The organism is Thiomicrorhabdus heinhorstiae (genome assembly GCF_013391765.2).
GTDB lineage: Bacteria > Pseudomonadota > Gammaproteobacteria > Thiomicrospirales > Thiomicrospiraceae > Thiomicrorhabdus > Thiomicrorhabdus heinhorstiae.
This window is the reverse complement of the sequence record NZ_JACBGI020000011.1, coordinates 44,589-63,767: the sequence shown is the minus strand read 5'-3', so window position 1 is coordinate 63,767 and position 19,179 is coordinate 44,589. Positions and strand designations below refer to the sequence as shown.

General features: G+C 50.0%; 17 protein-coding genes. 11 read left to right on the top strand and 6 right to left on the bottom strand.

Translation table 11 applies throughout. The features are described from left to right. Nucleotides 1-54: 54 nt before the first annotated feature. The 8 genes from H8792_RS07220 to H8792_RS07185 all read left to right on the top strand — a co-directional run bounded on the left by H8792_RS07220 (nucleotide 55) and on the right by H8792_RS07185 (nucleotide 7,888). Nucleotides 55-2,058 (top strand): TonB-dependent receptor plug domain-containing protein, encoded by a 2,004-nt coding sequence (locus H8792_RS07220; RefSeq protein WP_185978274.1) that lies wholly within the window; start codon nucleotides 55-57, stop codon nucleotides 2,056-2,058. A 46-nt stretch (nucleotides 2,059-2,104) separates the two neighbouring features. Then, a complete protein-coding gene (locus tag H8792_RS07215) occupies nucleotides 2,105-3,244 on the top strand; it encodes a hypothetical protein (RefSeq protein WP_185978273.1) in 1,140 nt (379 codons plus the stop codon). Nucleotide 3,245: 1 nt separating this feature from the next. Beyond that, nucleotides 3,246-4,316 carry a ChuX/HutX family heme-like substrate-binding protein gene (locus tag H8792_RS07210; protein ID WP_185978272.1) on the top strand — a complete coding sequence of 357 codons (1,071 nt, stop codon included), beginning with the start codon at nucleotides 3,246-3,248 and terminating at the stop codon, nucleotides 4,314-4,316. Next, nucleotides 4,313-5,221 (top strand): heme/hemin ABC transporter substrate-binding protein, encoded by a 909-nt coding sequence (locus tag H8792_RS07205; protein WP_185978271.1) that lies wholly within the window; start codon nucleotides 4,313-4,315, stop codon nucleotides 5,219-5,221. Before H8792_RS07210 ends, H8792_RS07205 begins: the two co-directional genes overlap by 4 nt. Beyond that, nucleotides 5,218-6,249, top strand: coding sequence for a FecCD family ABC transporter permease (locus H8792_RS07200; RefSeq protein WP_185978270.1), 1,032 nt, complete (start codon nucleotides 5,218-5,220; stop codon nucleotides 6,247-6,249). Before H8792_RS07205 ends, H8792_RS07200 begins: the two co-directional genes overlap by 4 nt. Next, nucleotides 6,250-7,017, top strand: coding sequence for a heme ABC transporter ATP-binding protein (locus H8792_RS07195; RefSeq protein ID WP_185978269.1), 768 nt, complete (start codon nucleotides 6,250-6,252; stop codon nucleotides 7,015-7,017). 55 nt (nucleotides 7,018-7,072) lie between these two features. Next, nucleotides 7,073-7,303 (top strand): hypothetical protein, encoded by a 231-nt coding sequence (locus H8792_RS07190; RefSeq protein ID WP_185978268.1) that lies wholly within the window; start codon nucleotides 7,073-7,075, stop codon nucleotides 7,301-7,303. 78 nt (nucleotides 7,304-7,381) lie between these two features. After that, nucleotides 7,382-7,888, top strand: coding sequence for a ferritin (locus H8792_RS07185; protein WP_185978267.1), 507 nt, complete (start codon nucleotides 7,382-7,384; stop codon nucleotides 7,886-7,888). 68 nt (nucleotides 7,889-7,956) lie between these two features. Here H8792_RS07185 and H8792_RS07180 read toward each other — a convergent pair whose 3' ends face one another. After that, the gene (locus H8792_RS07180) at nucleotides 7,957-8,847 is read right to left on the bottom strand and encodes a LysR family transcriptional regulator (RefSeq protein ID WP_185978266.1); all 891 of its coding nucleotides are present in this window, start codon (nucleotides 8,845-8,847) and stop codon (nucleotides 7,957-7,959) included. A 141-nt stretch (nucleotides 8,848-8,988) separates the two neighbouring features. On the opposite strand from H8792_RS07180, the gene metE reads away from it, so the two are divergent. Then, entirely contained in the window at nucleotides 8,989-11,334 is a 2,346-nt protein-coding gene (metE, locus tag H8792_RS07175; protein WP_185978265.1) for a 5-methyltetrahydropteroyltriglutamate--homocysteine S-methyltransferase, read from the top strand. Between the two features lie 85 nt (nucleotides 11,335-11,419). On the opposite strand, the gene H8792_RS07170 is transcribed toward metE, so the two are convergent. The 4 genes from H8792_RS07170 to H8792_RS07155 form a co-directional block, all read right to left on the bottom strand. After that, nucleotides 11,420-11,953, bottom strand: coding sequence for a hypothetical protein (locus H8792_RS07170; RefSeq protein WP_185978264.1), 534 nt, complete (start codon nucleotides 11,951-11,953; stop codon nucleotides 11,420-11,422). A 139-nt stretch (nucleotides 11,954-12,092) separates the two neighbouring features. Next, a complete protein-coding gene (locus H8792_RS07165; protein ID WP_194947651.1) occupies nucleotides 12,093-12,866 on the bottom strand; it encodes a helix-turn-helix domain-containing protein in 774 nt (257 codons plus the stop codon). Nucleotides 12,867-12,903: 37 nt separating this feature from the next. Beyond that, entirely contained in the window at nucleotides 12,904-13,368 is a 465-nt protein-coding gene (locus tag H8792_RS07160) for a carboxymuconolactone decarboxylase family protein (RefSeq protein ID WP_185978262.1), read from the bottom strand. Between the two features lie 131 nt (nucleotides 13,369-13,499). Next, entirely contained in the window at nucleotides 13,500-16,100 is a 2,601-nt protein-coding gene (locus H8792_RS07155) for a glycosyltransferase family 2 protein (RefSeq protein WP_185978261.1), read from the bottom strand. Between the two features lie 313 nt (nucleotides 16,101-16,413). Here H8792_RS07155 and H8792_RS07150 point away from each other — a divergent pair, with 313 nt between their 5' ends. After that, on the top strand, nucleotides 16,414-18,051 hold the full coding sequence (locus H8792_RS07150; RefSeq protein ID WP_185978260.1) for an ABC-F family ATP-binding cassette domain-containing protein: 1,638 nt from the start codon (nucleotides 16,414-16,416) through the stop codon (nucleotides 18,049-18,051). 44 nt (nucleotides 18,052-18,095) lie between these two features. Here H8792_RS07150 and arfB read toward each other — a convergent pair whose 3' ends face one another. After that, the gene (gene arfB / locus H8792_RS07145) at nucleotides 18,096-18,536 is read right to left on the bottom strand and encodes an alternative ribosome rescue aminoacyl-tRNA hydrolase ArfB (protein ID WP_456119854.1); all 441 of its coding nucleotides are present in this window, start codon (nucleotides 18,534-18,536) and stop codon (nucleotides 18,096-18,098) included. Nucleotides 18,537-18,696: 160 nt separating this feature from the next. Between arfB and H8792_RS07140 the strand changes: the two genes are divergently transcribed. Continuing rightward, entirely contained in the window at nucleotides 18,697-19,179 is a 483-nt protein-coding gene (locus H8792_RS07140) for a nuclear transport factor 2 family protein (RefSeq protein ID WP_185978258.1), read from the top strand.

Sequence of the window (19,179 nt, the reverse complement as noted above, 5' to 3'; positions counted from 1 at the left end):
ATTAAAATCATATATTAATAATAATGATAACAATTATCAATTATATTCAAGATTATGAAAAAGTACCAGTGGTTTGCAATTGTCTTGGCGGCGGTTTCTTCAAATGTGTTGGCCGAAGTTGAATCAACGGATTCGAGCGAAGGTTATGCCGTAATAACCCGGCTTGAAGACGTGGTTGTGACTTCCAGCCGCCAACCGCGCTATTTAAAAGAAGTGCCGGTGCGTACCGAAGTGGTGACGCGGGCCGAACTTGAGCAAAACCATGCGGTTACTCTAGAAGATGCCTTGCGTTACGTTCCGGGGGTGATGCTGCGGGAGATTCACGGCAAGCCGGGTTCCGGTATCTGGTTGCAGGGCTTCGATTCCAATCGAGTCCTGGTATTGATCGATGGCAACCCGGTTTCGGCTTCCACCGGTTCCAGTGTCGATATCACGCAGATTGCCGTTGGCGATGTCGAACGTATCGAGATTATTAAAGGAGCCGCTTCGGCTTTGTACGGCACCTCGGCGATGGGCGGAGTGGTGAATATCATTACCCGTGAACCGCAGGAAGGTGTGCATGCTGACATCGACCTGAGCGGGGGTTCATGGCAGGAACAGAATTTAGGCGACGATCTGCCGGCACGGAAAGTCGGTAAGGTCGCTCTATCCGCCAAGAGGGATCAATGGGCCGGTGAACTGAATGTGCAGCTGGATGATTCCAGTGGCTGGAAAGCGACCGATGAAAGAGAAGAGACGCAAGGTGCAAAGGGCGTACGTCAGACGGTATCCGCCAAGTTACAGTACGAATTGACCCCGAATCTGCAATTAAGCCTGATGCCGCGTTACTACCACGAAGACCTGTTGAATGTACTGGATAACTATGTTCCCGGTGTCGGTAATCTTCCCAAAGATAAAGTCGAACTAACCGACACCTATCATCTGGCAGCGGTGCTTGCAACCAAAGGCCAAGGCGATTCCGACTGGAAGATCCGTCTGATGGGCGAAGACTATCGAAATGAATCGCGTCAGGATGTGCAGGCGACGACTTATATCGACCAGAAACGCGATACGCACATTCAAAACTATGAAGCCGCTGTGCAATATGATCGTTCCTGGAGAGAAAACCATCATCTGACTTTTGGGGTTGAAGTCAAACGCCAGTCGATGGATGTTGTCCAGGACGATAGTTTGCAAGAGGTGGACAACAAAAATGCCGTGTCCGACGAATGGTTCTTGCAGGACAGTTGGTTCGCCACGGAAAACCTCGAGCTGCTACCCGGCATCCGCATTCATCACGACGCTGATTTCGGCACCCATATTTCGCCGATGCTCAGTGCCTTGCAGTCTTGGGAATTTACCCGCCTCGGCCGCTTCAACCTGCGTGCTTCGATCGGCAACGGCTATCGCGTTCCGAATCTGAAGGAGCGCTATTACGTGTTTGACCACAGCCATCTCGGCTATATGGTGCTCGGCAATGCCGACCTTAAACCGGAAAGTTCCATTAGTTATCAGTTTGGCGGGGAATGGTATTTTTCCGACCAGGGTTCTCTGCAATTTCACCTCTACTACAACGATGCCAAAGATTTGATCGAAAGTGCTCTGTCGCCTGCCGACTCGACCGACGAGCTGGCAATCTACCGCTATAAGAATTTCGAACGGGTTTCCACCCGCGGGGCAGAACTGGCGTTTAACCGCGAACTGATGCCCGGAGTACGGCTGAATGCCGGATATACCTGGCTGAAAGCGCTTGATGGAATTACCGGTAAAGAGATGGTGAAACGACCGCAGCACGAAGTGAAAATCGGTCTGGATTTACAACTGCCGGCCGCTGCACAAATCGGCGTCAGATGGCGCTATGAATCAGAACAGTATCTTGATGAAGACAATTTGACGACCTCACCTGCGTTCGATGTCTGGGACGTCAAATTCAATCAGAAGTTGAACGACCGTTGGGCCTGGTATGCGGGTGTGGACAATGTGACCGATATTCAAAGACGTTTTGACGGAAATGATTTTCGTCCCGAAGAGGGACGCTACCTGTATGCCGGTATTCGCTGGCATTATGCCGCGCCTTAAAGGCCGGCGGTTTATTCACAACCTTTAAGGAAGGGGGATTCCACAAATGAAGAAGGCAATGATTCATTCGAGCATTTTATTACTGCTAAGCGCCGGCTTAACGGCATGTGGCGGCGGTTCCGATTCGGACACGACTGGTGACGTGGATGTCGGTTCGGCCGACGAACAGCAAACACGTGCGTTCGGGTCGGTGACGGAGACGCCGGAGCTGGATTACAGTGCGGACGCGGTTTACTGGGATTTGGAAACCAATTCGATTGTCAGCGAAAGCGACGACTGGGAATTGAAAATCACCCAGAACGGTTATGAACCATTGATTCAGGTCAACGGGGGCGCTTCCGGGTCGGGAGACGCCGGTCTGGGCGCCTATCTAACCGATTCGGCGGATGAAGTGACCGATCCGACCGATACGTCGCAGGTTTACAAGTATTTTGAAGACAGTGCCAGCGGGGTTTTATCCACTCCCGGCGGCTACGGCCCTTTGGAATACAACGTCGGCGGTGAACATAAAATGTGGCCGAATTTTGCGACCTACGTCTTTAACGACAACGGTGTCTATTACAAAGCTCAGGTTGTCGGAAATTACGGCGAGCAGGGAACCGATCCGAGTGGAACCTTGAGAATTCGTTATGCGCCGGCCGGCGACTCGGCAACGGTCGAAGGTCAGGCCAGTGTGGTGACGCTGGATGCCGCCAGCGATACCAGTTCGGCCGCTTTCCTCGATCTGGCCAGCGGGCAAACCGTTGCCGAGTCCGACGCATGGCAACTGGCTTATCAAAAATATATCGGCTTCAAAACCAATAGCGGCGTGTCCGGCAGCGGTAGTGTAAGCGGCTGTCTGGCGCATACCTATGGCGAACTGTATGACGATTCCGGCACCGCGGTGCAAACCGAGTTCGAAAACAAAACCGCAGCAAACACTCTGGATGATTTTAATGCCGTGACCACGGCCAATTGCAGTGAATGGCTGACCGATGACGTGCAGTCGCAGTTTTCCGACTGGTACACCTACGATATGACCACCCATACGGTGACGGTCAACGATGACGCTTCCAACGGTTGGATTTTGCGCTCGGCAAGCAAGACTGCAGACGATGGTGAAGATTACAGTTATGCGCGTATCAAGATAAAAAGTTTCGGTTCCTCGAAGCTGGTCTTTAGCGTTGAGGCCTGGGAGGAGCAATAAAATGCACAGTCTACTTGAGAAGAAACAGAATCTGCTGGCGGAAAAACAACCGCCGCGTGCCCGTGAAGCGGCGCGACGTCTGGGAGTCAGTGAAGCGGAATATGTGGCTTTGTCCTGTCCTGGGTCGGCGACCGCTTTGGATGCCTTGAGCTTTTCCGAGTTATTGCTGGAATTGCATCGCCTTGGCGAAGTCATGGTGCTGACCCGTAACGACACGGCGGTAATGGAGCATTACGGGGTCTATGCGAATCCGAAGCTGCGCCATGGAAGTGTCGCGATTCTGAACAACCCGGATATCGATTTGCGTTTGCGCCTGGGCCAGTTTAAGTGGGCGTTTGCCGTCAACGAAAATTCACGTTTGAGTTTGCAGTTTTTCGATCGCTACGGCAGTGCGGTTCATAAGATATATTTGACTTCGAAGAGCGATTCCCAGGTTTTTTCGACTCTCTTGAACCGGTTTAAAACCGAGTGTTTTATGCCGGAACCGGAACCATCGGTTCGGCAGCTTGCCAGCGAAGAAATCCGCTTGTCGAGTGAACAGCGTCGCGATTTGCTCGCCGATTGGCAAGCGATTGACAATGCCCATCAGGTAAACGGTCTGTTAAAAAAACATGCCGTGACCCGGCCGCAGATTTATCAGTTGCTGGAAGAGGGCGCCGAACAACTGGCTCTCGGCAGCGTTAAAGCATTAATGGAGTCGATTTCCGAACGGAAGATTCCGGTATTGATTTTCGTGCCTAACGGCGTGGTGACGCAAATCCACAACGGTCGCCTGCACAAGCTCGTCGAGACCGGTCCCTGGTTTAACGTTCTCGATAAACGCTTTAATTTTCATCTGAATCTGCAGGGCGTCAAACAGGCGTGGATTGTTGAAAAACCAACCGAACAAGGGGTAACTCGCTCGGTCGAGTGGTTTGACGACGAGCATAATCCGGTAGCGATGCTCTATTTGCACAGTGACTGTCGTGCCGACCGGCAGATGACCGATGCATGGGAAAATGCCCTGAGTGCGCTTGAACGCCTGGACGGTCCGGTAACGGAGAACTTTGTTTCTCATGGAGGTCGGCGATGAAAGCAAGTTTTTCCAAGGAGTTGCATTCCGCTCGCGGCTGGATTCTCGGCTTTGTCGCTTTGGTGCTATTGCTCGGCCTGTCGAATAAGGCGCTGGCGGGTGAACGTTTGGTGGTTATCGACGGCTCTTTGACCGAAATCGTGTATGCGCTTGGTAGCGGTGCCGAAGTGGTCGGCAGAGATTTAACCAGTAACTATCCGCCGGAAGTGAACCGGCTGCCGAGTGTCGGCTATATGCGCCAGCTCAGTGCGGAAGGCATTCTCTCCTTGAATCCGTCCCTGGTGCTGGTCACCGATGACGCCGAGCCGCAGAAAGTGCTCAAGCAGTTGGAAGACTCCGGCATAAGGCTGGTCACGATCGACAATCGTTTTACCTTGGATGGGGTCAAGCACAAAATTCTACAAGTCGGCAAAGCGCTTGGGAAGGAGCCTGAAGCACGAAGCTTGGCGGCACAGATGCTTAAACAAGTCGAACAGGCGCAAGCCGATCTGCAAAGCATCTCTCCAAAACATAAAGCCCGGGCGCTTTTTACCATGGGGATACGCAACGGCAATTTGATGGTTGCCGGCAGAGATACCCGCGCCGATGAAATGCTGCGTTTGGCGGGAGTCGATAATATTCCTGCAAAGATGATCAAGGGGTATAAACCTTTGACGGCGGAGTCGGCGATTCTTTTTAACCCGCAATATCTGATTACCATGCAACACGGTTTAAAGGCTTCCGGCGGGCGAGAGGCGATGTTGTCGGGTAATGCGGTCAAATTAACCGATGCCGGTAAACATCGGCAGCTGGTGGTAATGGACAACAGCTTTTTAACATTCGGTCCGCGTATCGGCGAAGCGGTGCAGTCATTGGTCGACACGATTTACCGGGCGAACAAATCCAAGGTAGCCATGGCGCCATGAGAGTTTTTAACGAACCCTACTTCGGATTAGCGTTCCTAAGCGTGTTGCTGGCACTGCTGGCCGCCTATTCGCTGTCGGTCGGAGCGATCGCCGTCAGTTGGCAGGATGCGGGTGTGACCCTGTTCGGTTCGGCGCCTTCGGAGCTGGTGCATAGAGTTGTCGTGGATATCCGCTTACCGCGCATTCTGTTGGGGGTGTTGGTCGGTGCGGCTCTGGGAGTGGCGGGCGCTGCTTTACAGGGGCTGTTTCGCAATCCGCTTGCCGATCCGGGATTGGTCGGTGTTTCCAGCGGGGCGGCTTTGGCAGCGGTGGCAACCATTGTTCTCGGATCGTCTCTGTTGAAAGACTGGATCGATTTCAGCGGTTATTTCGCTTTGCCGATTGCCGCTTTTCTTGGCGGTTTGGCGGTAACGCTTCTGATCTATCGGGTCGCAACGCACAACGGGCGGACCGATGTCGGCCTGATGCTGTTGGCCGGTATTGCCATGAATGCCATTGCCGGGGCTTTGACCGGAATTTTGACTTATTACGCCAGTGATGAAGAACTGCGCAGCCTGACCTTCTGGAGTATGGGTTCGATTGCCGGTGCCTCGTTTGACGATCTGAGCATTGCGCTGGCTCCGATCACTTTGGCGCTGGTTGTACTTCCGAAATTCGCACGGGCGCTGAATGCGTTTTTAATGGGAGAGTCGGTCAGCCGACATATGGGCTACAACTTGAAACAACTGAAAACCGCGGTCATTGTACTAAGCTCTCTTGCCGTCGGAGCGGCAGTGGCGGTCAGCGGTATGATCGGCTTTATCGGGCTGGTTGCGCCGCATCTTGTCCGGTTGCTCTTGGGTCCAGACCATCGCTGGCTGCTGCCGGGCAGTGCGATTATGGGGGCTTTGCTGGTTGTCGCTTCGGATATGCTGGCGCGAACGATTCTGTCTCCGGCTGAATTGCCGATCGGACTGGTTATTGCCGCTTTCGGCGGCCCGTTCTTTTTGTGGCTGTTGCTGCAAAGACGCAATCGAGTGGGGTGGTAGATGCTTGAAGTGGAAAATTTGACCGTGGAGCTGGAGCACAAGACGATTTTGCATGATGTCAGTCTGACGCTTGAACCGGGGGAGGTTTTGAGCGTGCTCGGACCAAACGGAGCAGGTAAATCGACCCTGTTGAAAGCTTTGAGCGGCGATGTACGGCATTATCATGGCGATATTCGCCTGAACGGGCGGGATCTGCGTTCCTATGATGTGCGAACTCTGGCGGAACAGCGCGCGGTGATGCCGCAGAAAATCCAGCTGGATTTTCCGTTTCTGGTCGAAGAGGTGTTGCAAATGGTGCTTGAACCGCTGGCGAAAGAAAAACTGCATGCGCAAATTCGTTATGCATTGGCGCGCTTTGATGTCGAACACCTGATTGGTCGCAGTTTTGTAACCCTTTCCGGAGGTGAACAGCAAAGAGTTCAGCTGGCACGGGTTTTATTGCAGCTCAGCACTTCTATAGCTCGTGAAGACGGTTTTCTGTTTTTGGACGAGTGCACTTCCAGCCTGGATCTGGCGCATCAGCATCAGGTCTTCCAAGTGGTTCGCGACTTTGCCCGTCGCAACCGGGTCGGTGTCTTGTCGGTTCTGCACGATTTAAATCTGGCGTCGCAATATTCCGATCGGGTGCTGCTTTTGAAACAGGGAAGAGTGCTGGCATTCGGTTCGGTTCAGCAGGTTTTTGCAGCGGATCAACTCAGCCGTATGTATGACTTCCCTGTGTCCGTATCCGTTCATCCGCACGGCTGGCCGCTGGTAATTCCCGCCTAATGACGGTAATCGGCAAGCTTGACTGAAATGTGGATTTTAACCAAGGAGGTGGAAAATGTATCCGAATTTATTTACGCTGGTTTCTGAGAACAAGCGTTTGCAACGGGAGCTTGTTGAGTCTCGTAAAGCGCTACGTGCCCTAAAAATCCAGTATGCGGCTCTGGAGGAAGATTTTCTGCATGCCTTGGATTGCGAGCACAAAGAGATCTGCCCGAAAGCTGAAATTCGCAAGCAGGTGACGATTGCCGATTGGCCGGAAACGCACAAGCGTTTGCGTGACAGCTGAGCGGTGCGGCAATCGAATGTAAAAAAGAGATAAATTCAATTTTGATAGAAATATACATATACATACAAGGAGGGCATCATGCTAAACGACGAAATCAAAGGCTTACTGAATAAACAGGTGAATGCGGAGTTTTTCGCTTCCAATATCTATCTGCAGATGTGCGCCTGGGCCGAAGGTCAGGGGTTGGACGGGGCCGCGGCATTTTTCCGTACCCACAGTCTGGAAGAACGCGGACATATGGATAAGATTTTTAACTATATGGCGGAATGCGGTGCAGCGATTACCATTGAAGCGATCCCGCAGCCGCCGAATGAGTTCGATAATCTTATGGACGTGATTCATGCGGCTTACGAACATGAGAAAAAAGTGACCGCCATGATTAAGAAAATTGCTAAGGCTTCTTTCGAAGCCGAAGACTATACCACCTTTAACTTTATTGAATGGTTTATTGCCGAGCAGCACGAAGAAGAGGTGTTGTTCGGTAAGGTACTGAGTAAGGCCGAGATGTTAGGTTTTTCCGGTCAGCCGGGACAAAGCCTGCACATTATGGATAATTATCTACGTCAGGTTGCGGCAAACCACTAATCATCCAGACCTGTCTGGGCTTTCGATTTTTAAACCGGAAGCCCGTTTCTTGCCTTGATCGCTATTCTCTAGAGCACCATTTCATCGGCGACCAGATCGATAAAGTCCTGAATGTAGGCTTTGTCGGCATTCTCCCGCAAAACCGCGGCATACAGCTTGGTCCACAAGCCTTGTTCACCAATCGATTTCGCAGTCAGGTGACTGAACTCACTCATATTGTTGAACAGCCATCTCGGCAGAACGCAGACACCGCGCCCGAGAGAGACGTTCTGCAAAATCATTAGCGTCAGTTCCGAATGGCGAATCTGTCGAGGTTGGATATCCACCGGCAGCAATACTTGTTTAAACAGATCGAGTTTTTTCAGATCAACCGGATAGGTAATCAGGGTTTCGTCGGCAAAGTCGGCAGCGGTCAGAAAAGCACGTTCCGATAGACGATGTTTGGGCGGCAGAATCGCGATCAGTTCATAACTGAAGAGCGGGATAAATCTCAGATGCGGATTTTGAATCGGGTCGGAGGTGATGACCAGATCCAGCTGCTGCTGTTCCAGCTCTTGCAACGGCGAACTTTGATGGCTGTTGAGAATATCCAGATCGACACCCGACCATTTTTCCTGATAGTGACGCACCAGCGGCAACAACCAGTCGAAACAGGTATGGCAATCGACACCGATCAGTAAGCGGCCGACCTCTCCCTGTTGCATTGCCTGCAGTTGGCGTTCGGCATATTGCAGTTTGGGTAGTATCTCTTCCGCACTTTGCAGGATCAGGCGGCCGGCCGGGGTAAACACGATTGGTTTGGTCTTGCGTTCAAACAGCGGCGAGCCGATCTGTTGTTCAAGTTGTTTGATCTGATGCGAAAGAGCCGACTGTGTCATGCACAGTGCTTCCGCTGTGGCATTGACCGAATGGGTTTGCGCCAGAAGTTGCAGGGTTTTGAGATGTTTGATTTCTAGCATTATTTTTATGAATTAATTTCATGTTTATTTGAATTATATTCGTTTGTTTTCATGTTTGTGAGTTTTTATTATTGCACTTACTAAATTTGAGCTCCGTCTTAAAAAGACAAGCAGTGTAAAAACATCGAAAAGGACACGAACATGACCATTCATAATTTAGGTTATCCGCGTATCGGGGATTTCCGCGAACTTAAATTCACGATTGAAGCTTATTGGAAAGGTGAAAAAACGCTGGCGGATCTGGAAGCGCAAGCGCGTGAAATCCGTTATAACAACTTCCAGACGCAAATTGCCGCCGGGATTGAACTCATTCCTGTTAATGATTTTGCCTACTACGATCAATTCTTGAATATGAGCACGCTATTAGGAGTGATTCCACAACGCTTCCGTCAAGACGAATACGATGTTGAAGTCGCTTTCCGTATGGCGCGTGGTCGTGCTCCGTCTGATGATGAAATCTGTCTTCCTGGCCACGATCATCAACCAAATAAATCTAAAGCCGGCTTTGCTTGTGCCATGAAAAAATGGATGGACAGTAACTATCACTATATTGTGCCGGAACTGTATGACGACACCGAATTCAAGATTACCGACACGCGCCTGTTTGATGAAGTGGCTGAAGCGCTGGCTTTGAAACAAGATGGCAACAATATCGACTTTAAACCTGTGCTGATCGGGCCGGTCACTTATCTGTACCTGGCGGAAAATGTTGATAATGTGATTCCCAAATTAAATCGTTTGCCTGAATTGTTAGAAGCCTATGAACAAGTTCTGCTAAAACTGGCTGAACAAGGTATTAACTGGGTACAGATCGATGAACCGATTTTGGGTCTGGAGTTAGATAGCGAGTGGCAACGAGCGTTGGTTGATGCTTACCATGTTTTAAAAGTGCCTCCGGTTAAGATTCTTTTGGCAACTTACTTTGAAACATTGGGCGATAACCTGGAACTCGCTTGTCAACTACCGGTTGCCGGTCTGCATTATGATGGTGTGCGCGGAGAAGCGCAGCTAAATGATGTGATTGAACAATATCCTGCGGATAAGGTTTTGTCTATCGGCTTGGTTGATGGTCGTAATATCTGGAAAACCGATCTAAATGCGGCGGTGGAACAGCTGCAGGGCGCAAAAGCGAAGTTTGGTGACAATCTATGGATTGCACCGACCAGCTCGCTGTTGCACGTTCCGGTCAATCTGGAGGTAGAAGAAAAGCTCAACCCGGAGCTGAAAAACTATCTGTCGTTTGCCAAACAGAAACTGGATGAAGTGAAGCTTTTGGCCGATGTGCTGGATGGCAAAGGTGATGAAAAGGCGCTGGCCGATAATGCCAAGGCGATTGCCGACAAAAAAGCGTCTAAACTAGTCAATAATGCCGAAGTGCAAACGCGTATGGCAAAATTGGATGAAGTGGCTCTGGAGCGTGCTGCGCCTTATGCCGAACGAGCCGTGTTGCAAAAAGCCAAATTTAACCTACCACTTTTCCCAACCACGACCATTGGTTCTTTTCCACAGACCGCGGAAATTCGCCAAGCGCGCCGTCAATTCAAAGCGGGCGAAATCAGTGAAGCGCAATATATTGAGGCCATGCAGGCGGAAATCCGCGATGTGTGCGAACGTCAGGAACGCATCGGCATCGATGTCTTTGTTCACGGTGAGCCGGAACGCAACGACATGGTCGAATACTTCGGCGAACAACTCGACGGCTACGCTTTTACCCAATTCGGCTGGGTGCAATCCTACGGTTCACGCTGTGTTAAGCCGCCGATTATTTACGGTGATGTTTCACGTGAAAAGCCGATGACGGTTTTCTGGTCGCAGTATGCGCAAAGTCAAACCGACAAAACGATGAAAGGCATGTTATCCGGCGCGGTAACTATGTTGAACTGGTCGTTTGTGCGCAATGACCAACCTCGTGAAACCACTTGTAACCAGATTGCCTTGGCACTGCGTGATGAAGTCTTGGATCTGGAAGCCGCTGGCATCCACATGATTCAGATTGACGAAGCGGCTTTACGCGAAGGACTACCGTTGAAAAAATCCGATTGGGCGGAATACTTGCGTTGGGCGGTGAAATCTTTCCACCTCACCACCTCCGGGGTGGCGAATGACACCCAGATTCACACCCACATGTGTTATTCCGAGTTTAACGATATCATCGAATCGGTCGCGGCGATGGATGCCGACTGCATCACCATCGAAACCTCCAAATCGAATATGAAACTGCTGGATGCGTTTGTGAACTTTGAATATCCGAACGAAATCGGGCCGGGGGTTTACGATATTCACTCGCCGAATATTCCAACTGTTGAACAGATGGTCGGATTAATTGAAAAAGCCGCCAAGCTGATCCCGGCGGAAAGGCTTTGGGTCAACCCGGACTGCGGTTTGAAAACCCGTGGCTGGAAAGAAACCGAACCGGCACTCACCAATATGGTTGAAGCGGCAAAAGTTCTGAGAAAGCAATTTGCGGAACAGGTAAAAAGTGCTTAATTCGTTTTAATCAAACTTTTCCAAACCCCAATAAAAAACCACCATTACGGTGGTTTTTTATTATGGATAATTTAAAGCTTAGAGTTCAATGGTCTTTAGTTTGTGTTTGGTCGGAGGCTTTTTGACTGACATTGTTAATAATTTGCGGCACAAATCGTTCGGAAAAACCGGCAACAAATGACCAGAACAGCAGCTTAGCCAAATCTTGCCCTGTGAGTGGGTATGTTTGAGTGAAAACTTCTATCATATAGGTTGTATCGGGTGTGCCATTGGTTGGCTCAGGGATGTAAAAGGCAGGAAAAAGCGTACCGGATACAATGCCGGACAGAAATAAGGCGTAGAGAACTAATGCAAAGACGCCGCCGAAAACCGGAATGAGTAATATCGTAAACCAGGACTGGGTTAAAAGTTTCAGTTCGTCATCGGAGACGGTTTTCATTCGTTGTTGAATACTGACAAAACCGCCGATGATACCGCATAAAAATCCGACCCAAGTTATCATAAAACGTTGACTGTACAGATAACTTAAAGCGAAAACCGTACTAAAGATCAATATAGCTACCCCTGTCATGACGATTAACCTTTTTGTCAGGAGATGAATGTCGGCAATTCGATTCATGGTATGCTCCAGTGGTTACTGATAAAAGTACTTATACGATTCATTCTATGTCAAACAGTCACTAACGTGAATAGCCAACATTTAGTTACTTGTTAAAACCACCCAACCTAGTGTTTTTCACATTCAGTTGCAGCGCTTCTTACCCGCGTTTGCTGAAAATGATTTGTTTTCGGTATTTTTGCGGGGTGATTCGGGCGATCTGTTTGAATTCCCGTGTCATGTGCGCCTGATCTGAAAAGCCGTGTATCAGTGCGAGTTCGGCTAGGTCGATATCGGGTTGTTGTTTCAGGGAATTCTGGGTGTTTTGAAGGCGTTTAATGCGTTGGAATTGTTTGGGTGTCATGCCCAGCAGTTGCCGAAACTGCCGTTCGATCTGGCGTTGTCCGATGGGAATATTGATGGCGCTGTTATTGGGTAAATCTGCCGGGACGGCAGGGTTGCGCATCCAGTTCAGCAGCGGCCGCCATGCGGGAGCGATTTTGTCGGAAAAGGGCATTTCATTGTCGAGCCATCGATACAGACGAATAAGACGTGAAAAGTGGCTGGGGGAGTCCTTCATCCGGCGCAGCAGTTGTTGCAAAGAGTCGGGCAGTTCCGAGTCTTGAATGGCAAAAGGTTGTTCGTAAAGTTCATTGAACACTCCGAAGCTGACTCCGGGGTGAAAGCGTATGCCGGTTAATTTTGTGCCCTGCGGCCAGGTCATCGAATGGGCCTGTTTTTCAACGGGCAATAAGATGACTTTTTCCGAGTAGAAGTGGTCATCCAGATACACCGCCTCGGTCAGGTTAAATAATATGCCGCTGCAGGCGTCTACCTGCAGCCATTTCGTCAGGTCGGAACGGTTGGTTTTGGATACCGTCAACGACCAGATGGCTTGCACATAAGGGGATAGTTTGCCCCGAGGTTTAAACAACCTCAGGTTAAAGGTTTCGTCATGCAAGAGGTGAAGATTATTTTCTTGGCTGATAGCGTCCGACCTCGGGTTGGAAGACTTTCACAATGCGGTTCCAGCTGTTGATGGCGTTAATCGCTATGGTCAAATCTACCAGACTTTGCTTGCCGAAGCTATCCTGCGCCTGTTGGTAGGCGTCTTCGTCAATCGATTGACCGGATGTTACTCGTTCAGCCCAGTTCAGAGCCGCTCGCTCGGCTTCGGAATACAGAGGCATATCACGCCAGGCACTCAAACCGTAAATGCGTTCGGCGGTTTCTCCCATCGCCAGGGTATCTTTGCTATGCATGTCGATGCAAAAAGCGCATTGGTTGATTTGCGAGACGCGCAGTTTGACCAGTTCCCATGTTCTGACGGGAACTGTGTCGCTTTGCTGGAATTGGCTGTGCAGGTAATTTTCCTGCCGGTGCAGGATTTTAATGGCTTCCGGTGAGATGGCGGCATAATCGATTCGCTTTGTCATATTGACCTCCTGTTGTTGTCAGGAGCCATATTAGAAAGCGGCGCGGAAAATTGATTGTATAAAAACGACATTTTGCCGGCGAATAGAACTTTTTTAGTTAATGCTTTTGCCTGTTTTTCTCTGTTTTTCCATCAAGTGTTGTCGGAAACTACTGGTTTGAACTTCAACCATTTGCTTGATGAACCGGGAGAGATACTGACAACGGAGAGTATGATCGCCGCCAGATATGGAATCATCTGTACAACCATCACCAGACTCCAGAAGAGAGTTTCCGTTGAATCGAATCCGATACGCCAGCCGATTCCAAGTAGCAGGGTCGAAAGAATGATGACCAATAGGAATTCCTGTCCCGCATCGCGCAAAGCTTGGATGAATGCGGCGGTTTCAGCCTGTTTCGGGGTGCGTAAAAACGGCATTTTGCGACCGATAAACAGACCGTATAGCACTGCTTTGGCGATGGTGTGCGATAAGGCCAAACCGGCGATTGCCGCTGCCAGTGAGGTTCTGACACCTGCATGTACCCGTGTACGGTAGAGAATCAGCATCTTTAACAGCTTGAAGGCGAAAAACAGAATCGGTACCGCGGAGATAATGGCATTCGGGGCGTTAAATTGTATCGGATCGATAATCATCAACACCGACCAGACAATCGCCAGTAAGGTGAAGATAAAGTTAAAGCCGTCGGCGATCCACGGTAACCAGCCGGCAATAAAGTGATAACGTTGGCCGATATTAAGATCGGTTTTATTGAGAAAGAGCGCCCCGGCGTGTTCGCGCATGATCTGCATGGCGCCATAGGCCCAGCGATAGCGCTGTTTTTTGTAGTCTATGAAGGTATCCGGCATTAAACCTTGTCCGAAGCTGGTGGCTTCGTAAGCGGCTTGATAACCGTGTTCGAAAATTTTCAGGCCGAGTTCGGCATCTTCGGTGATGGTGCTTTCGCCCCAGCCGCCGACTTCTTCGAGTATGCTGCGACGCACGATGGTCATGGTGCCGTGCTGGATAATGGCATTGCGTTCGTTGCGGGTGACCATGCCGATATGGAAAAACCCCTTGTACTCCGCGTAGCACATGGCTTTGAAAGCGTTTTCGGAATAATCCCGGTAGTCTTGAGGAGCCTGGACAATGGCGATTTCGGGATCGTTTAGATGTACGGCCATGTTTTTTAACCAGTCGGGTTTGACCTGATAGTCACTGTCGATTACCGCAATCGCCTGTGCATCCGGATGAGTGTGTTCGAGGGCGAAATTCAGAGCGCCGGCTTTATAACCTTCCAAAGGCGCAACATGGAAGAAACGGAATTTTTCTCCCAAGGTTTCGCAGTGCTGCTCTACCGGCTTCCAGGTCGATTCGTCCGGTGTATTATTGTCGATGATTAAAACTTCGAAATTCGGATAATCCAAGCGGGAAAGAGCGTTTATGGTGTCAATCATCATCTCTGCCGGTTCGTTATACGCCGGGACATGGATGGAGACGAACGGCAAATTTTCCGGTTGTTCTGAAGCATCGGGAAGGGCCAGTTGTCGCCGATGTTTTTTCAGCCATAAGGCTTCGGCCCACTCATGCGCCTCGACCAGAATGACCAGCCAGATTCCGATCACACCGAGGATCAGCAGTATCCCGACCGACAGACTTATCCAATTCTGGTACAGCAAGGAGTGTTGATACAACACCCAGATAATCACCGAAGAGGCGCTGAAAGCGACCGCGACCAGAAACGTCCGACCGCGTTTTTTGAGACTGCCGCTGTCCATAAGCAGAAAAATAACCAGAAACACCGCCAGCAGAATGGAGGCGGCGGCCAGAATCCGCCACTGCTTGATCGGGATAATCGGGCGATAGAATTCGAATTTAGGCTGGCGGTTGACGTCATAGACTCCCCAATAGGCGCCGACGGCACCTTCCAGCTCGGCCTTCCACGGCTGGTCAAAGGCTTCCATCACATAGTAGACATAGCCTTCTTCTCGGGCTTTGCTAATAAAACGGCGTAAAAAAATCGCTTCGTTTGCTTCGGAGGCAGTGGCGTTTTTGATACTGCGACCGTTGCTCGGCCAGCCGACTTCGGCGATTACAATCGGTTTATCCGGGAAAGTGCGTTTCAACAAGGCCATTTTGTCGACGATGTAATCCACCGCCTGCTCAACGGCAATGCCTTCCCAGTAGGGCAGCATGTGCACGGCCAAATAGTCGACATGCTTCGCCAGCTCGGGATATTTGATCCAGATATCCCATGGTTCCGCAGTGCTGATCGGGGTTTGAATGTTCTTTTGCAGTCGATCCAGATAGGCAGTCATCTGCTCCAATGTGAGGTCTTTTCTGAGTAGGGCCTCGTTGCCGGCAATCACGCGAACGATGTTATAAGGCGGGCGTTGTACGATCTCTTCGAGCTTGGACAATTCCCGTTCGTTGCGTTCGGCGTCTTTATCAAGCCAGGCACCCAGAGCAACGTTAATATTGTGTTTCGCGGCAAGTTTGGAAATGTCTCCGAATACACCATCGACCGAATAGGTCCGAATGGCATGTACCATCCCGGAAAGTTGTGTCAGATCGGCATCGATGGATTCGGTGCTCGGGAAAACGCCGGTTAAAGGGCTTTGGTCTTCATGATATGGAGAAAATGCGAAACCGGGAATTGTTGCAGGCCAGGAAGGCTCTTCCAGCGGCTTGTTGAAGTGTGCATAGGAACCGAAGGTGAATAATGCAAAGGTCAGGAGTATAAGTAAATTATTCATTGGATAGTGTTTACTTTTCCTTGGCGAGTTGGCCGAATTTTACTTTAAACAGTGGGGTCGATCCAATAAAAAGCGTTGAATTAAGCCGATTATTGACGCTTTTGGGCCGTAATTACCCACGTCGATTTAATTCATTTTAAGCTTAAATGGCCTTCGAGCCGAAACACGGAGGATAAAAATCGCCGATTCTGCCGGTTTTTAGCTTAAAATATAGGCTCTTTTCTTTTCAAGAGGATGGGCCGATGCGCAATTAATGCCGCTGCTTTTTGCAGCTTTTTCGTCATTTCAACGAACAGGCATTATTGGAGGCATTATGACCCACACGACATTCGTCACTCTTGATCGTGTCCGCTATCAGCACCCGAACGGACAACTTTTATTCGATTCTCTTTCCGCAACATTTGATAACCGGCCTACCGGTTTAGTCGGTGATAACGGTACCGGAAAATCCACGCTGGCCAGAATTCTGGCAGGTGATTTAACCGCGACCGATGGACATGTCACGCTTTCCGGACGGCTATTCTATGTACCGCAAACTATTCATCCGCACGACGGTGAAACACTGGTAGATCTACTGCAAATTCGCACACCGCTGGAAGCTTTAGCACGAATTGAACAGGGCTCAACCGATCCAAACGACTTTGAAGATGTCGGTGAGCGCTGGCTGATCCGTCAATCCGCGGAGCAAGCTTTGGCTCAGTTCGGTCTGGGGCATTTGAACTTAAATACTCCTTTGTCGCAATTGAGCGGGGGAGAAATCACCCGTGTTGCGCTGATCGGCGCTTTTATCAGCGATGCGGATTTTCTGATTCTGGACGAACCTACCAACCATTTGGACCGACGGCAGCGTAGTCGCTTGCATCAATATATTCGGGATTGGAACGGCGGTTTGCTGGTGATCAGCCATGACCGCGAATTGCTCAATCTTATGAGCAGGACCTTGGAATTGACCCCGCAGGGTTTAAAAAGCTACGGCGGTAATTTCGATTTCTATCTACAGCAAAAGCAGCATGAACAACAGGTTCTATCGGAAAAACTGGAGCACGCCAGGCTGGAACGGAAAAAAGGCCTGCACGCTTTGCAGCAGCAGAAGGAGCGTCAGCAAAAACGTCTGCACCGAGCGGCAAAAGAAGCCAGGCAAGGTAATCAGGCCAAAGCGTTATTGGATTTTCAGAAAAACCGTAGCCAGCAATACACAGGGAAGCAACAGGCGCAAGCTCGGCAGTCACAAGCGACTCTGCATCAGAATGTCAGCGATGCCGCCAAAGTTATGGAAAACGAGGCGGATTACTACTTTTTCCCTCCAGAAACGCGATTGGAAACAAGCAAGCAGGTGTTACGGATTGAAAGGTTGCATTTCCCTTTCGGTTTGATGGCAGGCACTACCCTGGATTTGCATCTGATGGGACCGCAGAGAGTTGCACTCATAGGTGAAAACGGTTGCGGTAAATCGACCTTGTTGAAGCTGGTATCCGGGCAGATCGTGCCGCAAGCGGAAACCATGCAGATTTATGTCACAACGGCATATATCGATCAACATGCGAGCCTGCTTGATCCGAATCAAACGGTATTGCAACAGCTCTTATCGGCGGGCGATTTAAGCGAAGCCGATGCGCGTCAGAAACTGGCGCAGATCGCTTTGACAGCCGACAAGACCGATTTGCCCAGCAGTCATCTGAGTGGCGGTGAGCGGATCAAGGCAGCGCTGTTGCTGGCGACTCTACGCAAGCCGACCCCTCAACTGCTGCTGTTGGACGAACCGACGAACCATATCGATTATCGCAGTAAACAGGCGCTGATTAAAATGCTGAACCAATATCAGGGTGCTTTGATGGTTGCTTCCCACGATATGGAGTTTCTACAGGCATTAAATCCAACGCATCAATTTAAATGGGAGCGTAAGAATCAGGCGCCGCATCTTGAGGTCTGGCAGTTGATCGATTATGGATGAGTTCTGATGTTTTTAAGAATCAGGCAAGCTGAGGCAATGCCGGATCAATCATCTGGTCGAATCGCTTTACGCAGACTTTTGGTTTGGCTGCGCTGGCTCTTTTGTTCAAGACGTTTACGCTGCGAGCTCTTGGTCGGGCGGGTAGCAATACGTTTTTTCGGCCGGATGGCGGCGGCTTCCAAAATTTCCTGCAAGCGTTGCAAAGCCGCCTGCCGATTAGCTTCTTGAGTCCGGTGTGACTGAGATTTGATAACGATCACACCGTCTTTGGTAATGCGTTTATCGGCCTTTCTCATCAGGCGTTGTTTAAAGTCGTCCGGCAAAGACGAATTTTTAATATCGAATCTCAAGTGCACGGCCGTCGCGACTTTATTAACATTTTGTCCGCCGGCACCTTGCGAACGAACGGCTTGCCAGCTGACATCGGATTCTTTGATGATATGGCCGGTGGAAAGTTGTAACACCCGATTCGTCCTTTGCGTTATTTTGCATCCGTGACGGCAATTTTATGGCGCCTTCGGATCACTCTGTTAAGCTATTTTCGTTTCTAAATATGCAACAGAAGGTTTTATTTTCGGCCATTTTTTGAAACGGGTTTTGTGGATATAGTTTCTTTGCAGTTCAAATGAATTTAAGGAGATTGAGATGCAAAGAAATTTAATTTTAGCGACATTTTTCTCGCTTTTGGCCCTGTTTGCAAATTCCGCTTCGGCAGCTCAAGAGGGACCTTCCCAGTGGTTGGACGGATATTTTGCGGATTGGGAGACGCGCGATATCCATAAGATCGCCCCGCATTATGCCGATAATGTATCGATGTTTGATTTGCCGTCGAACTCGTCTACTTCGGGTAAAAAGCAGGTGGTCGAGCTGATGCAGGTGATGTGGATTGAAAATGCACCGGATATGAAATGGATTCGTACCAGCCCGAAATACATTAACGGCAATACAGTGGCCTACGAATGGCTGTATACCGGAACTTATAACGGCATGTGGGGCGATGTTAAGGTGAGTAATAAGCCGTTTGCGGTGAAAGGGATCAGCACGACCACGTTCGATAAGAACGGCAAGATCATCCTGCACCGCGATTTCTACGATCTACTGTCTTTCCAGTCGCAACTCGGTTTGTAA

What these genes read in the sequence shown, in the direction of transcription:
- H8792_RS07220 (WP_185978274.1), top strand. Translation starts at nt 55, where the DNA reads ATGAAAAAGTACCAGTGGTTTGCAATTGTCTTGGCGGCGGTTTCTTCA.
- H8792_RS07215 (WP_185978273.1), top strand. Translation starts at nt 2,105, where the DNA reads ATGAAGAAGGCAATGATTCATTCGAGCATTTTATTACTGCTAAGCGCC.
- H8792_RS07210 (WP_185978272.1), top strand. Translation starts at nt 3,246, where the DNA reads ATGCACAGTCTACTTGAGAAGAAACAGAATCTGCTGGCGGAAAAACAA.
- H8792_RS07205 (WP_185978271.1), top strand. Translation starts at nt 4,313, where the DNA reads ATGAAAGCAAGTTTTTCCAAGGAGTTGCATTCCGCTCGCGGCTGGATT.
- H8792_RS07200 (WP_185978270.1), top strand. Translation starts at nt 5,218, where the DNA reads ATGAGAGTTTTTAACGAACCCTACTTCGGATTAGCGTTCCTAAGCGTG.
- H8792_RS07195 (WP_185978269.1), top strand. Translation starts at nt 6,250, where the DNA reads ATGCTTGAAGTGGAAAATTTGACCGTGGAGCTGGAGCACAAGACGATT.
- H8792_RS07190 (WP_185978268.1), top strand. Translation starts at nt 7,073, where the DNA reads ATGTATCCGAATTTATTTACGCTGGTTTCTGAGAACAAGCGTTTGCAA.
- H8792_RS07185 (WP_185978267.1), top strand. Translation starts at nt 7,382, where the DNA reads ATGCTAAACGACGAAATCAAAGGCTTACTGAATAAACAGGTGAATGCG.
- H8792_RS07180 (WP_185978266.1), bottom strand. Translation starts at nt 8,847, where the DNA reads ATGCTAGAAATCAAACATCTCAAAACCCTGCAACTTCTGGCGCAAACC.
- metE (WP_185978265.1), top strand. Translation starts at nt 8,989, where the DNA reads ATGACCATTCATAATTTAGGTTATCCGCGTATCGGGGATTTCCGCGAA.
- H8792_RS07170 (WP_185978264.1), bottom strand. Translation starts at nt 11,953, where the DNA reads ATGAATCGAATTGCCGACATTCATCTCCTGACAAAAAGGTTAATCGTC.
- H8792_RS07160 (WP_185978262.1), bottom strand. Translation starts at nt 13,368, where the DNA reads ATGACAAAGCGAATCGATTATGCCGCCATCTCACCGGAAGCCATTAAA.
- H8792_RS07155 (WP_185978261.1), bottom strand. Translation starts at nt 16,100, where the DNA reads ATGAATAATTTACTTATACTCCTGACCTTTGCATTATTCACCTTCGGT.
- H8792_RS07150 (WP_185978260.1), top strand. Translation starts at nt 16,414, where the DNA reads ATGACCCACACGACATTCGTCACTCTTGATCGTGTCCGCTATCAGCAC.
- H8792_RS07140 (WP_185978258.1), top strand. Translation starts at nt 18,697, where the DNA reads ATGCAAAGAAATTTAATTTTAGCGACATTTTTCTCGCTTTTGGCCCTG.